This window comes from Streptomyces sp. CA-278952, assembly GCF_028747205.1.
In the GTDB taxonomy this organism is placed as follows: Bacteria; Actinomycetota; Actinomycetes; order Streptomycetales; family Streptomycetaceae; genus Streptomyces.
The window spans coordinates 6162661-6178672 of sequence record NZ_CP112880.1 but is presented as its reverse complement, the minus strand read 5'-3'; the positions used below and the strand labels follow the sequence as shown (position 1 = coordinate 6178672).

The 16012-nt window shown below is 71.5% G+C and carries 17 protein-coding genes; 9 read left to right on the top strand and 8 right to left on the bottom strand.

Translation table 11 applies throughout. The annotated features are described in order from the left end of the window. Positions 1–69: 69 nt before the first annotated feature. The 3 genes from lipA (at position 70) to N7925_RS27310 (ending at position 2261) form a co-directional block, all read left to right on the top strand. Positions 70–1050 (top strand): lipoyl synthase, encoded by a 981-nt coding sequence (lipA, locus tag N7925_RS27320; protein WP_274345467.1) that lies wholly within the window; start codon positions 70–72, stop codon positions 1048–1050. A 272-nt stretch (positions 1051–1322) separates the two neighbouring features. After that, on the top strand, positions 1323–1523 hold the full coding sequence (locus tag N7925_RS27315; protein WP_003969591.1) for an SCO2195 family GlnR-regulated protein: 201 nt from the start codon (positions 1323–1325) through the stop codon (positions 1521–1523). A 30-nt stretch (positions 1524–1553) separates the two neighbouring features. Next, positions 1554–2261, top strand: a complete 708-nt coding sequence (locus N7925_RS27310; protein WP_274345466.1) for a DUF4191 domain-containing protein — start codon at positions 1554–1556, stop codon at positions 2259–2261. A gap of 153 nt (positions 2262–2414) precedes the next feature. Here N7925_RS27310 and N7925_RS27305 read toward each other — a convergent pair whose 3' ends face one another. Beyond that, positions 2415–2822, bottom strand: coding sequence for an RDD family protein (locus N7925_RS27305; protein ID WP_265604024.1), 408 nt, complete (start codon positions 2820–2822; stop codon positions 2415–2417). 281 nt (positions 2823–3103) lie between these two features. Between N7925_RS27305 and glnA the strand changes: the two genes are divergently transcribed. Both glnA and N7925_RS27295 read left to right on the top strand, forming a co-directional pair. Then, positions 3104–4513, top strand: a complete 1410-nt coding sequence (glnA, locus tag N7925_RS27300) for a type I glutamate--ammonia ligase (RefSeq protein WP_069757482.1) — start codon at positions 3104–3106, stop codon at positions 4511–4513. A gap of 139 nt (positions 4514–4652) precedes the next feature. After that, positions 4653–5120 (top strand): GNAT family N-acetyltransferase, encoded by a 468-nt coding sequence (locus tag N7925_RS27295; protein ID WP_274345465.1) that lies wholly within the window; start codon positions 4653–4655, stop codon positions 5118–5120. 177 nt (positions 5121–5297) lie between these two features. Here the strand turns inward: N7925_RS27295 and N7925_RS27290 are convergent, their stop codons facing one another. The 4 genes from N7925_RS27290 to N7925_RS27275 form a co-directional block, all read right to left on the bottom strand. Further along, positions 5298–5864: a GNAT family N-acetyltransferase gene (locus N7925_RS27290; RefSeq protein WP_274345464.1), complete on the bottom strand. Its 567-nt coding sequence runs from the start codon at positions 5862–5864 to the stop codon at positions 5298–5300. A 66-nt stretch (positions 5865–5930) separates the two neighbouring features. Then, positions 5931–6464 carry a chloramphenicol phosphotransferase CPT gene (gene cpt / locus N7925_RS27285; protein ID WP_274345463.1) on the bottom strand — a complete coding sequence of 178 codons (534 nt, stop codon included), beginning with the start codon at positions 6462–6464 and terminating at the stop codon, positions 5931–5933. A 60-nt stretch (positions 6465–6524) separates the two neighbouring features. After that, positions 6525–7355 carry a M55 family metallopeptidase gene (locus tag N7925_RS27280; RefSeq protein ID WP_274345462.1) on the bottom strand — a complete coding sequence of 277 codons (831 nt, stop codon included), beginning with the start codon at positions 7353–7355 and terminating at the stop codon, positions 6525–6527. Between the two features lie 113 nt (positions 7356–7468). Next, on the bottom strand, positions 7469–7774 hold the full coding sequence (locus N7925_RS27275; RefSeq protein ID WP_265602060.1) for a hypothetical protein: 306 nt from the start codon (positions 7772–7774) through the stop codon (positions 7469–7471). 121 nt (positions 7775–7895) lie between these two features. Here N7925_RS27275 and N7925_RS27270 point away from each other — a divergent pair, with 121 nt between their 5' ends. After that, a complete protein-coding gene (locus tag N7925_RS27270) occupies positions 7896–8255 on the top strand; it encodes an arsenate reductase family protein (protein ID WP_265602059.1) in 360 nt (119 codons plus the stop codon). Between the two features lie 56 nt (positions 8256–8311). On the opposite strand, the gene N7925_RS27265 is transcribed toward N7925_RS27270, so the two are convergent. Beyond that, positions 8312–8830, bottom strand: a complete 519-nt coding sequence (locus N7925_RS27265) for a carboxymuconolactone decarboxylase family protein (protein WP_274345461.1) — start codon at positions 8828–8830, stop codon at positions 8312–8314. A gap of 47 nt (positions 8831–8877) precedes the next feature. On the opposite strand from N7925_RS27265, the gene pdxR reads away from it, so the two are divergent. Then, a complete protein-coding gene (gene pdxR, locus N7925_RS27260; RefSeq protein ID WP_265602057.1) occupies positions 8878–10296 on the top strand; it encodes a MocR-like pyridoxine biosynthesis transcription factor PdxR in 1419 nt (472 codons plus the stop codon). 82 nt (positions 10297–10378) lie between these two features. Here pdxR and N7925_RS27255 read toward each other — a convergent pair whose 3' ends face one another. Further along, positions 10379–11299, bottom strand: coding sequence for a Gfo/Idh/MocA family protein (locus tag N7925_RS27255; protein ID WP_265602056.1), 921 nt, complete (start codon positions 11297–11299; stop codon positions 10379–10381). Between the two features lie 266 nt (positions 11300–11565). On the opposite strand from N7925_RS27255, the gene glnII reads away from it, so the two are divergent. Further along, entirely contained in the window at positions 11566–12600 is a 1035-nt protein-coding gene (gene glnII / locus N7925_RS27250; protein ID WP_274345460.1) for a glutamine synthetase, read from the top strand. A gap of 386 nt (positions 12601–12986) precedes the next feature. Next, the gene (locus tag N7925_RS27245) at positions 12987–13649 is read left to right on the top strand and encodes a winged helix-turn-helix domain-containing protein (protein WP_274345459.1); all 663 of its coding nucleotides are present in this window, start codon (positions 12987–12989) and stop codon (positions 13647–13649) included. 79 nt (positions 13650–13728) lie between these two features. On the opposite strand, the gene N7925_RS27240 is transcribed toward N7925_RS27245, so the two are convergent. Next, the gene (locus N7925_RS27240; protein ID WP_274345458.1) at positions 13729–15876 is read right to left on the bottom strand and encodes an MMPL family transporter; all 2148 of its coding nucleotides are present in this window, start codon (positions 15874–15876) and stop codon (positions 13729–13731) included. Positions 15877–16012 lie beyond the last annotated feature (136 nt).

Here is a 16012-nt window from a genome sequence, read left to right as displayed (position 1 = left end):
CGCATCGCTCGCGCATCCCACGCGAACCCGACGCGAATCCAATGCAGCAGAGAGCAAAGGGGAGCCGGAGTGTCCGCTGTCGCACCCGACGGGCGCAAGATGCTGCGCCTGGAGGTCCGGAACAGCCAGACCCCCATCGAGCGCAAGCCCGAGTGGATCAAAACGCGGGCGAAGATGGGCCCCGAGTACAAGCAGCTGCAGCAGCTGGTGAAGGGCGAAGGGCTGCACACGGTCTGCCAGGAGGCGGGCTGCCCCAACATCTTCGAGTGCTGGGAGGACCGCGAGGCCACCTTCCTCATCGGCGGCGACCAGTGCACCCGGCGCTGCGACTTCTGCCAGATCGACACGGGCAAGCCCCAGGCGCTGGACCGTGACGAGCCCCGCCGCGTCGGCGAGTCGGTCGTCAAGATGGACCTGAACTACGCCACCATCACCGGCGTCGCCCGCGACGACCTGGAGGACGGCGGTGCCTGGCTGTACGCCGAGACCGTCCGCCAGATCCACACGCTCACCGCGGAGCGGGAGGCGGGCGCGACCAAGGTCGAGCTGCTGATCCCCGACTTCAACGCCGAGCCCGAGCAGCTCGCCGAGGTCTTCTCCTCGCGCCCCGAGGTGCTCGCGCACAACGTGGAGACGGTGCCGCGGATCTTCAAGCGGATCCGCCCCGGCTTCCGTTACGAGCGCTCCCTGGAGGTCATCACCCGGGCCCGCGAGGCCGGTCTGATCACCAAGTCGAACCTGATCCTCGGCATGGGCGAGACCCGCGAGGAAGTCAGCGAGGCGCTCCAGGACCTGCACGACGCAGGTTGCGAGCTCATCACGATTACGCAGTACCTGCGCCCCTCGGTACGGCACCACCCGGTCGAGCGCTGGGTGAAGCCGCACGAGTTCGTCGAGCTGAAGGACGAGGCCGACGCGATCGGCTACTCCGGCGTGATGTCGGGCCCGCTGGTGCGGTCCTCGTACCGCGCGGGACGTCTCTTCCAGCAGGCGATGGAGGCGCGCGGCGTAGCCGCCGCCGGGAGCGCTCAGGCCGCACAGGCCGTGTGAATCCGCTCACGAGCGCACCCCGCGCAGTAACCGCACCGTCGAAGCGGTCCGGACGCTCCCCGCAGGTCGGGGACGCGTACGGACCGCTTCGGCGTGCGCGGCACCGGAATCAAGGCTTCATTGGTGTTTGACCGCCCGGTCATGCGCTGGTAACACCAAGCAGTGACCCTGAGTACACGTGCGGCGGCGACTCCAGCAGCCGCCGCCGACACCCGCTTCCCACACTCATCCGCGCCCCCGATGGCGCATCCGTTCCGAGGGGGAACACCACGATGCAGGCCGCACCGGTCCGCGCCCACGCCCTTCCGTCCGTCACCACCGCCCTGCGCGCCGTCGAGTCGCTGCTGCTGAGCAGCGGCCAGCGCACCGCCCGCCGCAACGCCTGGACGGCCGTCCTGGAGGACCGCCGCCGCGCCAAGGACCGGGTGGAGGCCCAGCACGTGCTGGAAGCCGTGGCCGACCACCGTTCCTAGGTCGCTCCCACGCCACGTAAACTTCAGAACATGGCGAGGAAGGCAAAAACTGAAGGCGCGGACAGCGCCGAGAACGCAGGGCGGCTCAAGCAGATCGCCCTGACCTACAAGATGACCAGGCGGACCGACAGCAAGATCGGTCTTGTCGTCGCGGGTGTCGGAATCGTCACGTTCGGTGTCCTCCTCGGCATCGGCTTCGCGATCGGACACCCGGTCTATCTGGGCATCCTGGGCTTCGTCCTGGCCATCCTCGCGATGGCGATCATCTTCGGCCGGCGCGCCGAGCGGGCGGCCTTCGGACAGATGGAGGGCCAGCCCGGAGCGGCGGCCGCCGTCCTGGACCGGGTCGGGCGCGGCTGGACCACCACGCCCGCGGTGGCGATGAACCGCAGCCAGGACGTCGTCCACCGGGCGGTCGGCAAGGCCGGCATCGTCCTGGTGGCCGAGGGCAACCCGAACCGGGTGAAGAGCCTGCTGGCGGCCGAGAAGAAGAAGATGGCCCGCATCGTGGTGGACGTGCCGGTGCACGACATCATCGTCGGCAACGGCGAGGGCCAGGTGCCGCTGAAGAAGGTCCGCACCAAGATGCTGAAGCTCCCCCGCGTCCTGACCGGCCCGCAGGTGACCTCCACCAACGACCGGCTGCGCGCCATGGGCGACCTGATGAGCAACATGCCGCTGCCGAAGGGCCCGATGCCCAAGGGCATGCGGATGCCGCGCGGCGGGAAGATGCGCTGACCACGGCGACAGACGTGAAACGGGGCGGCCCCGGACCGGTGAACGGTCCCGGGGCCGCCCCGTTTCTCACGTCCGTACCGGGGGCGTCATATCCGGTTCTCAGGCTCGTACTGGGGATGTCCCATCCGGCCCCTCATGCCTGTACCGGGGATGTCACATCCGGACCTGCACGGCACGCGACAGCCGGTCGTGCAGTCCGCGCCCGTCGCGGTCCCAGACCAGCGCGGGGATGACGAGCAGGAGCAGGACGGTCCGCACGACGACCCGCACGAACCCGAGCCGTCCACCGTCGTCGGCGACCACCCGGACGCCCAGGAGTCGCTTCCCGGGCGTGCAGCCGATGGTGCCGAGGGTCAGCAGGCTCATCACGAGGAAGACCCCGAGCGCCCAGTTCCCCGCCGCCTGCTGGTCACCGCGAGCGAGCAGCCCGTATGCGATCACCATGCAGAGCGACCAGTCGATGAAGAGGGCCCCGAAGCGCCGTCCGAGCGGAGCGACCGAGCCGGGCCCCTCCTCGGGCAGCCCCAGTCCCTTGCCCCGGTAGCCGAAGTCGGCGCCCATCTCCTCGGCGGCCGCGCGGGGCCCCGAGAGCCACGATCCGATTGCTTGCCTGTTGTCCACCCGTCCACGGTACTGCGCCCGCGTTTACCTCCGGCCGGGCGGGGCATCGGAAACAGTCGCGGAGATGCCGCCCGCCACCGCCCCGGTTAACTTGGGCGAAACAAATGGGTCACGCTTGAGAAATCACGCCTGCCTATGGTCGGGTCCAGCGTGTGCCACCGCACTGGCCGCACCACGAGGTTCAACCCCGTCCCTCCCGGGCCGGGAGTAGGAGGAGTTGGATGTTCCAGAACGCCGACGAAGTGCAGAAGTACGTAGCGGACAACGACGTCAAGTTCATCGATGTCCGGTTCTGCGACCTGCCCGGGGTGATGCAGCACTTCACGATCCCGGCAGCGACCTTCGACCCGGCCGAGGAACTGGCCTTCGACGGTTCGTCGATCCGCGGCTTCCAGGCCATCCACGAGTCGGACATGGCGCTGCGCGCGGACCTGTCGACGGCTCGGGTGGACCCCTTCCGCCGTGACAAGACCGTCAACATCAACTTCTTCATCCACGACCCGATCACGGGCGAGCAGTACAGCCGTGACCCGCGCAACATCGCCAAGAAGGCCGAGGCCTACCTCGCCTCGACCGGCTTCGCGGACACCGCGTACTTCGGCCCGGAGGCCGAGTTCTACGTCTTCGACAACGTCCGCTTCCAGACGTCGGCGAACGAGAGCTTCTACCACATCGACTCCGAGGCCGGCGCCTGGAACACCGGGTCGGAGGAGAACAACCGCGGCTACAAGGTCCGTTACAAGGGCGGCTACTTCCCGACCCCGCCGGTCGACCACTTCGCCGACCTGCGTGCCGAGATCTCCCTGGAGCTGGACAAGAACGGCCTCCAGGTCGAGCGCCAGCACCACGAGGTCGGCACGGCCGGCCAGGCCGAGATCAACTACAAGTTCAACACGCTGCTCGCCGCGGCCGACGACCTGATGCTCTTCAAGTACATCGTGAAGAACGTCGCCTGGCGCAACGGCAAGACCGCGACCTTCATGCCGAAGCCGATCTTCGGCGACAACGGCTCGGGCATGCACGTGCACCAGTCGCTGTGGCAGGGCGGCGTCCCGCTCTTCTACGACGAGCAGGGTTACGCCGGCCTCTCCGACATGGCCCGCTACTACATCGGCGGCATCCTGAAGCACGCCCCGTCGCTGCTGGCCTTCACCAACCCGACGGTGAACTCCTACCACCGCCTGGTCCCCGGCTTCGAGGCCCCGGTCAACATGGTGTACTCGCAGCGCAACCGCTCCGCCGCGATGCGCATCCCGATCACCGGCTCGAACCCGAAGGCCAAGCGCGTCGAGTTCCGCGCCCCGGACCCGTCCTCGAACCCGTACCTCGCGTTCTCGGCCCTGCTGATGGCGGGCCTGGACGGCGTGAAGAACAAGATCGAGCCGGCCGAGCCGATCGACAAGGACCTCTACGAGCTGGCTCCCGAGGAGCACGCCAACGTCCAGCAGGTCCCGACGTCCCTCCCGGCCGTGCTCGACGCCCTGGAGGCGGACAACGAGTACCTCCAGGCGGGCGGCGTCTTCACGTCGGACCTGATCGAGACGTGGATCGACTACAAGCGCACCCACGAGATCGCCCCGATCCAGCTGCGGCCGCACCCGCACGAGTTCGAGCTGTACTTCGACATCTAGGAACACCACGGGCCGGACTCACCCGCGCCCGAGACGCCGAGGGCCGCTGCCTCCTTCCGGGGGTGGCGGCCCTCGCTCGTCCCGCAGAGTTCCTCGGAAAGTCTTTGACTGGAGGCAGCGCTTGGGCAAGGGTGGCGCGATGTCCGAGCCTGTCGCCCTCCGTGCCATCACCGACCTCAACCGGCCTGCCGTGCTGAACCTGCGGGTGGCTGCCGGGCAGGAGGGCTTCGTCGACGGTGTGGCCCGCTCGTTGCGCGATGCCGCCGAGCACCCGGAACTCGCGCCCTGGCCGCGCGCAGTCTACGCCGGCGAGCAGCCGGTCGGGTTCGTGCTCCTCGCTGACGGCGTGGCGAACGGCAATCCGGACATTCCCTGGCCGTTCTACCTGTGGCGCATGCTGATCGACGGCCGGTTCCAGGGCCTTGGATACGGGCGGGCGGCGTTGGACTCGGTGACCGCGTACGTGCGGTCCCGACCGGACGCGCGGGAGCTGGTGACCAGCGTCGTGCCGGGCGAGGGTTCCCCGTTGGGCTTCTACCTGCGGTGCGGCTTCGTCGAGACCGGGGAGATGTACGACCACGAGCGGGTGCTACGCCTGGCCCTTTGAGGGGGTGCTACGCCTGCCCTTTGAGGGGGTGCTACGCCTGCCCTTTGAGGGGGTGCTACGCCTGGCCCCATCGGTCGGTGCACTGAAGGCATCGTCGGGTGCAGGCAGGCGCCGTGTCCGTCACTCCGCGCGTCTCGGCTGATTCCAGGCCTCGATCGACCGGAAGCCGACTCGGCTTCACCGCAGCGAAGGCCGCGCCCGTCCCGCCCAGTACTCGTCCGCCGTGATGCCCAGCAGGACCACGTCGTGGTACGCGCCGGCGAAGAACTCGTGCTGGCGCAGGCGGCCCTCCTCCACGAAGCCGAGTCTGCGGTAGAGGGCCAGGGAGGCGTCGTTGAAGGCGTAGACCTCCACCTCGCACTTGTGGCTGCGCTGTTCGGCGAACATGTAGGTGAGGACCAGTTCGGAGGCCTCGGCGGCGTAACCCTGGCGGCGGTGTTCCCGGGTCACCTCGATGCCCGTACGGAACCGGCCTGCCCGGGCGTCCGTCTCGCCGACCGAGACCGCGCCGACGAAGGCGTGCTCGAAGCGGGTCTCGATGGCCAGTTGGTAGGCGGCCGGGTCCGGCGTGCGGCCGGCGCGCTCGGTGGCCCAGGCGCGGAAGCTCTCGTCCGAGCGGGGTGGCTCGACCACGTCGGCGTTGCGGGCGTCCACCGTGTGCAGGGCCAGGGCCCGGAAGCCCTCCCAGTCCTGCGGTTCGATGCCCCGCAGGCGTATCCTCTCGCCGGTCCACAGGTCGGTCATCGCTCTCCACTGTTTCGGCGGCCCGTGCGGGGGCCGGGTTTGGGGTGATGGGGTGGTGCGGTGCGGTTACGTGAGGTGGGCGGCGATGGTTCTCGCGCAGGTCAGGGACTCCGTGTGGGTCGTGTCGACCTCCAGGTCGTACGCCACGCCCCGGTGGACCGTCTCCGCCTGTGCTGCCGCCATGCCCCTCGGGCGGTCGCCCCGGGCGATCTCGCGGGCCTCCGCGGCCGTGCCCTCGCAACGGACGCCCACCCAGAGGACGTCCAGGTCCGTCAGCGCCTTCCGCCATGATTCCTGGGAGGCCGGGCCGCCGAGGAACACGTCGTCGACGATGACCCGGGCGCCCGCCCGTACCATCGCGGCGACGCCCTCGCGCCAGGCCGCCTCCAGCCTGCGGAACTCCGGGCCGACCGTCACGCCGCCGTCCTCGGCGAACTCGATACCCGCGTTCGAGGCGCGCAGGGACGCGGGCAGCGCATCGACGAAAGCGTCGATCGCGGCGACCGGCCACGGGTCCGGCAGCTCCGCCTGGAGGCAGCGGACGATGCCCGACTTGCCGGAGCTGGAGCCGCCGTTCAGCACGATCACCTGGGTTGCCACCCGGTCACAGTAGAGGCAACCGGTGCGGTGTTCGACGCCTTTTCGGGCGACGCCGGCCGGTCAGCCGGGCTTGATCGTGGCCAGTTGCGCGAGGAGCAGGATCAGCCGGTACGCCGTCGCGAAATCGGGGGACGTAAAGGTGACCGTACGGGCGCCCCCGGCGCGTGAGACGCCGGGTACGAGGGTCGCCAGGTCGATGGTGTGCGGGGTCGCGAGGTCGACCTCCACGTCCAGCGGGGCGGGGGCGAGCGTCAGGGGCTCGATGGACGCGCGGCGGGTCACCGCGTCCGCCGCCGCCCGGCGCAGCCGGTCCCGGGCCTCCTCCGGATGCAGCGTCACGGCGGACGCCATGCCCAGGGCCTCCTTGACCGCGACGGTGACCGTCCCGGCAACCAGGTCGGTCATCTCGGCGCAGGCCGCGTCGTCGCCGCTGAGCAGGACGACCGGTACGCCGAGGTGGCCGGCCATGGCGGCGTTGAGGCCGATCTCGCCCAGGGAGCGGCCGGCCACCCGTACGTCGAGGATCTCGCCGTTCATGGTGTGCGCCAGCACGCCCGGCCCCTCGCCCGCGCGGACGTGGTAGCCGACGAACAGCGCCGCGTCGGTCTCCTCGTCGAGCCCGGCGAGCATGTGCAGCGCGCGCGGCTTGCCCCGGACCAGGCGGGCCCGGCGGTCGAGCTGTTCCGGCAGGAGATTACGGAAGGTGCCGTGCGCGTCGGCGACCAGCACCTCGGCCGTGGGGTCGGCGTCCAGGACGCCCGCGACGACCGCGTTCGCGTCGGCCGTCATCAGCTCCCGGCCGCGCTGGTAGTCGTAGCGCTCGGGGTTCGTCTCGCTGGGATGGACGATTCCCGAGACGCCTTCCATGTCGACCGAGATGAGTAGCTTCATGGGTTCGGGAGCCTACCGGGCCGGGTGGTGGGGGCGGGCCGGTGCCCCCGGCCGGACGAGCGGGCCGGGGGCACCGGGCGATCGGCAGTGCGGTGCGGTGCGGTGCGGTGCGGTCAGCGGCCGTAGCGGATCAGGGCGCGGACCATGCGGCAGGTGGTGTCGGACGGCGGGTGGATGCCGAGACGCTCGGCGGTGATCCGTATCCGGTGGTTGCCTGCGCTGGAGGGCTGGTAGACCCCGCTGTCGAGCAGGGCGATGGCCAGGCGCATGGCCTTGAGGCGGCGGTTGTGGGAGACGTACCACTCGCGGGGGCGGCCCGCGGGCAGTCGCTTCTTCGTCGGCGGGGTGGGAAGCGGCGGGTGGAAGGGCATCGGGAGCTGTCGGTCGAGCGGCTCGGCGGTGACTGTGGCAACAGCCATTCGGCATCCTCCTGGCAGCGTGGTGGAACCCTCACGAACTCCCTCCATTTTACTGCCCCCCACTGACAATCGCCCCTGGCCAGAGCCGCTTTCGAGCAGTCCCTCGCGTAACCTCGGCCCCATGGAGATCTGGATCAATCCGGCCTGTTCGAAGTGTCGCGGCGCGCTCACCCTGCTCGACGCGGAAGGGGCCGAATACACCGTCCGCCGCTACCTGGAGGACGTGCCCTCGCCCGAGGAGATCCGGGCCGTGCTGGACCGGCTCGGGCTGGAGCCGTGGGACATCACGCGGACGCAGGAGGCGGCGGCGAAGGAGCTGGGGCTGAAGGACTGGCCGCGGGAGGCCGGTTCGCGGGAGCGGTGGATCGTCGCGCTGTCGGAGCACCCGAAGCTGATCCAGCGGCCGATCATCACCGCCGAGGACGGTACGGCCGTGGTGGCGCGGAGCGAGGAAGCGGTGCGGGACGCGTTGGGGCGGTAGCGGTCCCCGGCTCCGATCCGAGCCCGGCCGCCCGGGTCGGCCCCCGGCGGGATCCCTCAGCGTTCGTCCGTGCCCGCGCGCTTGGCGGTGGACAGGGCGATGCGGTTCCAGGTGTTGATCGTGAGGATCAGGGCCAGCAGGTGGGCCAGTTCCTCCTCGTCGAAGTGGGCCGCCGCCCGGTCGTAGACCTCGTCCGGGACGCCGGCGTCCCCGATCCGGGTGACCGCGTCCGTCAGGGCCAGGGCGGCCTGTTCCCGCTCGGTGAAGAAGTGGTCCGCCTCGTGCCACACCGCGACCATGTGCAGGCGCTCCTCGCTCTCGCCCGCCTTCCGCGCGTCCGTGGTGTGCATGTGCAGGCAGTACGCGCAGCGGTTCAGGTGCGAGGCGCGGATCTGGACCAGTTCGACCAGCGTCGGGTCCAGGCCCGCACGGGCCGCCGCGTCCAGGCCGATCACGGCCCGGAAGACCTTCGGGGCGCTCTTCGCGAAGTCGAGCCTGCCTGGGGAGCTGTTGCTCCGGACGGTGGTGGCCGGGGTGGTGGTGCGGTCGTTCGTCTTGATCTCCGTCGTCGTCATGGGTACGAATCTAGAGCGACGGGCGACTGGGTGTGGGGTGCATTTCTATGGTGGATTCATGGGTCAATTCCGCGGAGATCCTGGGCAGCGATCTGCCGCTGGAACTCTCCGGCACGGGCAACCGCCGCGCCCTGCTGATGGCGGCGCTGCGCGAGGCCGTGCGCAGCGGACGGCTCGCCCCCGGCACCCGGCTGCCGCCCTACCGTTCCCTCGCCGCCGATCTCGGCCTGGCCCGCAACACCGTGGCCGACGCGTACGCCGAGCTGGTCGCGGAGGGGTGGCTGGCCGCCCGGCAGGGCTCGGGGACGCGGGTCGCCGAGCGGGCCGTCCCGGTCACCCCCGTTCACCGGCCGCGCACCCCCGAGCGCGCCGCCCGCCCGGTCCACGACCTGGTCCAGGGGCAGCCCGACCCCTCGGTCTTCCCGCGCACCGCCTGGCTGGCCTCGGCGCGGCGTGCGCTCGCCGCCGCCCCCGACGACGCGTTCGGGCCCGGCGATCCGCACGGGCGGCCCGAGTTGCGGCGGGCCCTGGCCGGCTATCTGGCCCGGGTGCGCGGGGTGCGGGCCGCGCCGGAGCGGATCGTGCTGTGCTCGGGGGCCGCGCACGGGCTGCGGCTGCTGGCGGAGGTGGTGGGCGGTCCGTGGGCGGCGGAGGAGTACGGCCTGCCCTTCCACCGTTCGCTGCTCGCCTCCCACGGGGTCGGTACCCGGCCGCTCGGCGTGGACGCGGACGGCGCCCGGGTCGACGGGCTCACCCGCCACGACCGTGCCGTACTCCTCACGCCCGCCCACCAGTTCCCCACCGGCGGACCGCTGCACCCCGCGCGGCGGGCGGCCGTCGTCGACTGGGCCCGGGCCACCGGCGGGCTCGTCGTGGAGGACGACTACGACGGGGAGTTCCGCTACGACCGGCAGCCCGTGGGTGCTGTCCAAGGGCTCGATCCCGAGCATGTGGTGCTGGTCGGGTCGGTGAGCAAGAGTCTGTCCCCCACCCTCCGGATCGGGTGGATGGTGCTGCCCCAGCGGCTCGTCGGCCCCGTCGTCGCGGCGAAGGGCGAGCGGGAGCAGTTCTCCAGCGCCACCGAGCAGCTGACGCTCGCGGACTTCGTCGAGTCGGGGGCGTACGACCGGCAGGTCCGCCGGATGCGGCAGCGCCACCGCCGCCGCCGGGACCAACTGGTGGCGGCCCTGGAGCGGCGGGCCCCGCACGTCCGGGTCACCGGGATCGCCGCCGGCCTGCACGCGCTGCTGGAGCTGCCGCCCGGCACCGAGCGTTCGGCGGTCCGGGCCGCGGCCTGGCAGGGGCTGGCGGTCGAGGGCCTCGCCGACTACGCGCATCCGGGCGCGGGGCGGGCGGAGCGGGCGGAGGGCTCCCGGGACGGGCTCGTCGTGGGGTACGCGACACCTGCCGAATCCGCCTACCCGGAGGCGTTGGAGGCCCTGTGCCGGGCCCTGCCGCCGGGGTGAGCCGGAGGCAGGGCGCCGCGGGGGAGGGCGCGGGGGGCGCGGGGCTCGCGCACGCCCGCCCACGCCCCCTCGCTCCCGCCGGTCAGCCCGCCTGCGCCTGGGTCTCCGCCGCCACGAGCAGCTCCGTGAGGTGGAGGCCGAAGCGCGCGTCGCAGGCGTGCGGCACCCCCGTGCGTACCGCTTCGGCCAGGGCGTCCACCGCGCCCCGGAACGCGGTCTCCGCGCCGTCCCAGCCGGGGACCGACACGGTGCCCCGCTCGCCCCGGAACTCGATCTCGACGCCCGCCGCGCCGGGCGGGGCGCTGAGCCCGAGGGTCACCGTGCTGGACGCGCCGGAGGTGTGGCGCAGGATCAGGTGTGTGGTGTCGGCAGGGCCCCGGGCGGCGGTCAGGTGCTCCACGTCGCCGAGGACCGGGATCAGTACGGAGAGCGCGTGCGGGCCGACGTCCCACAGGCCGCCCTTCTCGCGCCGCCACGGGGAGTCCGCGTACGCGCTGGTCGAACCCGCCGCGTAGAGCGATCCCAGCCACTGGGCGCGAGCCGTGAACCAGCCGTCGACCGCGGCCTGTTCGGCGATCCACGCGGAGGTCTCGGGCGCGAACCGGAGCGTGCAGAAGACGACCGAGGCCACCCCCGCCTTCTCCGCCGCCCCGGCCACGGCACGGGCCCCCTCCACCGTCGTGGCCACCGGCTTGTCCATCAGGAGGTGGCAGCCCGCCTCGGCGGCGCGGACCGCGAGCGGGGCCTGCACGTCCGGCGGCAGCGCGAAGGCCACCGCGTCGCTCGCCTCGAGAAGCGCGTCGATGCCCGCCTCGCCGGTGTACGCGCGGGTCCCGTGAGCGGCGGCGAGGGCCTCCGCCGCCTCGGCCCTGCGGCCCCACACCCCGCTCAGTTCGACGCCGGGATGAGCGGCCAGCGCGGGGGCCTGGGTGTTGCGCGCCCAGGGGCCGGTGCCGAGGAGGCCGATCCGGAGAGGGGGCGTGGTGGCGGCAGGTGAGTCCATGGGACCAGTCTGCCGGGTGCGCCGGCCGGCCGTGCGGGGACCGGCCCCGCTGCGGGCGGCCGGGTTCTCGGCCCTGCGCAAGGACGGTGTCCGAGCGTCCTCCGTTCACCGCCGGGTCATGGGTGACGGGCCTGGACGCGGGCCCCCGTAACGCAGGAAGCCTCGGTAACACGGGGTTCACATCCGGGCAACGGACGGGAAATCGCGTCTTGCCAAGCTGCGGCGCATAGACCGCTGCACCGCTGCACCCGCGAAGGATGGCGTCCGTGACGTTCAAGGCTGAGTACATCTGGATAGACGGCACCGAGCCGACCGCCAAGCTTCGTTCCAAGACGAAGATCATGGACGGCGCGCCGTCGGGGGACGTGGCGGATCTGCCCATCTGGGGATTTGACGGCTCCAGCACCAACCAGGCCGAGGGCCACGCGTCCGACCGGGTGCTGAAGCCCGTCTTCACCTGTCCTGACCCGATCCGCGGCGGCGCGGACATCCTCGTCCTGTGCGAGGTCTTCAATATCGACATGACGCCGCACGAGTCCAACACCCGCGCCGCGCTGCGTCCGGTCGCCGAGCTGTTCGCGGGGCAGTCCCCGATCTTCGGAATCGAGCAGGAGTACACCTTCTTCGACGGCCACCGGCCGCTCGGCTTCCCCGAGGGCGGTTTCCCGGCCGCGCAGGGCGGCTACTACTGCGGTGTCGGCGCGGACGAGATCTTCGGCCGTGACATCGTGGAGAAGCACCTCGACAACTGCCTGGCGGCGGGGCTCGGCATCTCCGGCATCAACGCCGAGGTCATGCCCGGCCAGTGGGAGTTCCAGGTGGGCCCGCTCTCCCCGCTGGAGGTCTCCGACCAGCTGTGGGTGGCCCGTTGGCTGCTCTACCGCACCGCCGAGGACTTCCAGGTCTCCGCCACCCTGGACCCGAAGCCGGTCAAGGGCGACTGGAACGGCGCGGGCGCGCACACCAACTTCTCCACCGGGGCGATGCGCGAGGGCTATGACGCGATCATCACCGCGTGCGAGTCGCTGGGTGAGGGCTCCAAGCCGATGGACCACGTGAAGAACTACGGCGCGGGCATCGACGACCGGCTCACCGGCCTGCACGAGACCGCCCCGTGGAACGAGTACAGCTACGGCGTCTCCGACGGCGGCGCCTCGGTCCGCATCCCGTGGCAGGTCGAGCAGGACCGGAAGGGCTACATCGAGGACCGCCGCCCCAACGCCAACGTCGACCCGTACGTCGTCACACGGCTGATCGTCGACACCTGCTGCACCGCGCTGGAGAAGGCCGGCCAGGTCTGATCCCGACGCCGGTCGCGCAAGGAGGGGTCCGCCGGTTCGCCGGCGGGCCCCTCCCCCGTGTTCGGTGACGGGCCCCTCCCCCGTGTTCGGTGGCGCCCGGGCGTGAGGAACGTTACGCAAAGGGCCCGTATCGACGGGTGGGAGGAGTCTGATGCGCGGCCGCGATGTCTGCTTCAATGGAGCACATGGCCAGCTACCAGAACATCGCGTCGGGTCGCAGCGACCTCGAACCGTTCTGGCCTTCCCGTCAGCACCATGATTTCGACCGGGTGTGTTGCCGCGCGTGGAACGCGCAGGCCCACTAAAGCCGCTCACCCCGGCCTTCGGTCCGCGCGCACGACGCAAGTCCGTCCCTGACGACTCCTCGCGCGAAAGAGCTGACCCCCATGGCGAACACCCGTACCTTCTCCGCCGCGTCCGCCGCCACCGCGGCGTCCCCGGCGCCCGCTGCGGCCCGTCCCACCGCCCGCTCCCTCCCCGCCCACCCGAACCGGCACCGGCTGCGCGCGGTCGACCGTGACGAGGTCGCCGGGCCGCCGGCCGACGTGGCGGACTTCCTCCCGCCCGGGGCCACCTGGCTGCCCGCCCCGCAGCACACCCTGCCCACCCTTCCCGGTCAGCCGCCGATGATCGGTTACCTGGTGCTCGTGCCGGCCGATCAGCAGCCGGCGCTCCCGGGGGCCGTAGCGGCCTCCCGCCTCCGGCCGGGCGGCTCGCCCCTCCCCCAGCAGCCGGAGCCCGACCGGACGGCCGGCGAGGGGGTCCATGGCGGTCCGGTCCGGATCGACACCACCCGGCGTACGGCTTCGGTCGACGGCGTCGCCCTCGACCTCACGTACCTGGAGTTCGAGCTGCTGTCGCATCTGGTGGCGCACCCACACCGGGTGCACACCCGCGACCAGTTGGTGACGACGGTGTGGGGTTACGGGCATGTCGGCGACGGGCGCACCGTGGACGTCCACGTCGCGCGGCTGCGCCGCAAGCTCGGTGCCCAGTACCGCCGTTCGATCCAGACGGTCCGGCGGGTCGGGTACAAGTACACGCCCTGACCCGCTCGGTCCACCCGGAACGTCCGGCGGCCCCGCACCACGGTTCCTCCTCACCGCGGTCCGGGGCCGTCCGGACGTCTCAGAGCTGTCGGCCCGCCGGGGCGGGGGTGCTCACCGGGCCGGCCGGCTCGTCGTATCCCTCAGGGTTCTCCTCCTCCAGGCTCGGCAGGCGCGAGAGGAGGCGCGGCGTACGCCAGTTGCGCTCGCCCAGGAGCAGCATCACGGAGGGCAGCAGCACCATCCGTACGACGGTGGCGTCCAGCAGCACCGCGACGGCGAGGCCGACGCCCATCTGCTGCATGTCCTGCATGGACAGGGTGCCGAACACCGCGAACACCGCGACCATGATGGCCGCCGCTCCGGTGACCGCCCCGGCCGTGCGCCGGATGCCGGTCTCGATCGCGGCCCGGTTGTCCAGGCCGCCGCCGCGCGCCTCCCGGATGCGGGAGACGACGAACACGTGGTAGTCCATCGACAGGCCGAACAGGACGACGAGGACGAACAGCGGCATCCACGCCTCGATCGCGCCGACCCCCTCCGAGCCGATGAGCGACGCGCCCCAGCCGTGCTGGAAGACGGCGGTCATCACGCCGTAGGTGGCGGCCACCGAGAGCAGGTTGAGGGCGATGGACGTCACGGCGATGACGTAGCTGCGGAAGCAGAGCAGCATCAGCAGGAAGGTGACCGCCGTGATGAAGGCGAAGACCGGGACGATGCCGCGTCGGAGTTGATCGTTGAAGTCGACCGATCCGGCGGTCTCCCCGGTGACGTGGGCCTTGGCCCCGGTGCCGTCGAACGCGGCGGGCAGGCGCTGTTCGCGCAGTTCGGTGAGGTCGGCCGTGCCGCCCGGGAGGGGGATCTCGATCTCGGCGACGTTCTCGGCGCGGTGGACGGTGACGTCCTTGAAACCATCGAGGGCCTTGGTGACGTCCGGGGCGCTGATGTCGGGCGCGGTGACGACGACGAGGGCGGGGGCGGGGCCGCCGGGGAAGCTCTCGGTGATGCGGCTGTGGGCGATGGAGAGCTGCGAGTCGGAGCCGAACTGCTTCTCCAGGCCGAGGGATTCGGTCTTCATGCCGAGGGCGGGGGCGGCGAGCGCGAGGAGCAGGACGACGGCGGCGACGGCGAAGGCGCGGGGCCGGGCGAGTACGGGGCCCAGCACCCGGCCGACGATCCGCCCGCTGCCCGCCTGGCCGTGCTTGGCGCGGCGGTTGAGCAGCGGGACGCGGCCGGCGTCGATCCGGTCGCCGAGCCAGGAGAGCAGGGCGGGCAGGACGGTGACCGAGCCGAGCATGGCGATGAAGACGACGATGATCGTGGCGAGCGCGAACCCCTTGAAGAGCATGAGCCCGGAGAGGAACATGCCGCCCATCGCGACCATCACGGTGAGGCCGGAGACGAGCACCGCCCGGCCGCTGGTGGCCGCCGCGATGCGCAGGGCGGTCTCGGCGTCCCGTCCGGCGGCGCGTTCGTCGCGTTCGCGGCGCAGGTAGAAGAGGCAGTAGTCGACGCCGACGGCGAAGCCCATCAGGAACATCACCGAGTACGTGGTCTGGAACAGGTGCAGCTGGTGGCTGGCGATCGACAGGAGGCCGAAGGCTGCCATGCACGCGGTGAGGGCGAGCCCGACCGGGAGCAGGGCGGCGACGACCGCGCCGAAGGCGACGAGGAGGATGCCGAGGGCTAGCGGTACGGCGGTGAACTCGGCCTTCTTGAAGTCCTCGGCCAACAGGTCGCCGAGCCACTTGCCCGCGCTGGCCTCGCCGAACTGGTGGATCCCGGTGTCCGGGTGCTCCTCGCCCACGGCGGCGACCGCGTCCAGGACGGGTTGGACCCGGTCGGAGGAGGTGGCTGCCTCGCCCTTCATCTCGAAGGCGATCAGGGCCTCCTTGCCGTCCTCGGAGGCGACGGGCGGGGCGATGTTCTGCGCTTCTCCGGTCTGCCGTACGGCGTCGGCGAGGGCTTCGGCGGCCGGCTTCCAGTCGCCCGCGGCGGGGGCGGAGACCATGACGAGTTCACCCGCGGGCTTGTCGAGTCCGGCGTCGAGGAGGATCTGCTCGGCGCGGGCGGACTCGCCCGCGCCGTTCTCCGCGTTGGTCATCTCGACCATGCCGGTGGCCCCGCCGATGCCCGCGGCGAGCACGACGAAGATCAGCCAGCCGAATACGGCCGTCTTGCGATGGTGGGTGCTCCACACGCCGATGCGTGCGGCGAGATTGCGCCTCATGCGGCTTCTCCCCCGGAGGTAAGCGTCAGGTAGGTGATCGGGACGCTTCGAATCTAGGAATCGGACGCGGTCCGCCCCAGCCGTCGAAGCCCCCGGTCGCGGAGGCGTAGGAGGCGGATGCGGGGGTGGTGCCAGG

Bases quoted from the DNA above. Each gene is read 5' to 3' on its own strand.
- N7925_RS27315 (WP_003969591.1), top strand. From the start codon at position 1,323: ATGCAGGCCGCACCGGTCCGCGCCCACGCCCTTCCGTCCGTCACCACC.
- N7925_RS27310 (WP_274345466.1), top strand. From the start codon at position 1,554: ATGGCGAGGAAGGCAAAAACTGAAGGCGCGGACAGCGCCGAGAACGCA.
- N7925_RS27305 (WP_265604024.1), bottom strand. From the start codon at position 2,822: ATGGGCGCCGACTTCGGCTACCGGGGCAAGGGACTGGGGCTGCCCGAG.
- glnA (WP_069757482.1), top strand. From the start codon at position 3,104: ATGTTCCAGAACGCCGACGAAGTGCAGAAGTACGTAGCGGACAACGAC.
- N7925_RS27295 (WP_274345465.1), top strand. From the start codon at position 4,653: ATGTCCGAGCCTGTCGCCCTCCGTGCCATCACCGACCTCAACCGGCCT.
- N7925_RS27290 (WP_274345464.1), bottom strand. From the start codon at position 5,864: ATGACCGACCTGTGGACCGGCGAGAGGATACGCCTGCGGGGCATCGAA.
- N7925_RS27280 (WP_274345462.1), bottom strand. From the start codon at position 7,355: ATGAAGCTACTCATCTCGGTCGACATGGAAGGCGTCTCGGGAATCGTC.
- N7925_RS27275 (WP_265602060.1), bottom strand. From the start codon at position 7,774: ATGGCTGTTGCCACAGTCACCGCCGAGCCGCTCGACCGACAGCTCCCG.
- N7925_RS27270 (WP_265602059.1), top strand. From the start codon at position 7,896: ATGGAGATCTGGATCAATCCGGCCTGTTCGAAGTGTCGCGGCGCGCTC.
- N7925_RS27265 (WP_274345461.1), bottom strand. From the start codon at position 8,830: ATGACGACGACGGAGATCAAGACGAACGACCGCACCACCACCCCGGCC.
- pdxR (WP_265602057.1), top strand. From the start codon at position 8,878: ATGGTGGATTCATGGGTCAATTCCGCGGAGATCCTGGGCAGCGATCTG.
- N7925_RS27255 (WP_265602056.1), bottom strand. From the start codon at position 11,299: ATGGACTCACCTGCCGCCACCACGCCCCCTCTCCGGATCGGCCTCCTC.
- N7925_RS27245 (WP_274345459.1), top strand. From the start codon at position 12,987: ATGGCGAACACCCGTACCTTCTCCGCCGCGTCCGCCGCCACCGCGGCG.
- N7925_RS27240 (WP_274345458.1), bottom strand. From the start codon at position 15,876: ATGAGGCGCAATCTCGCCGCACGCATCGGCGTGTGGAGCACCCACCAT.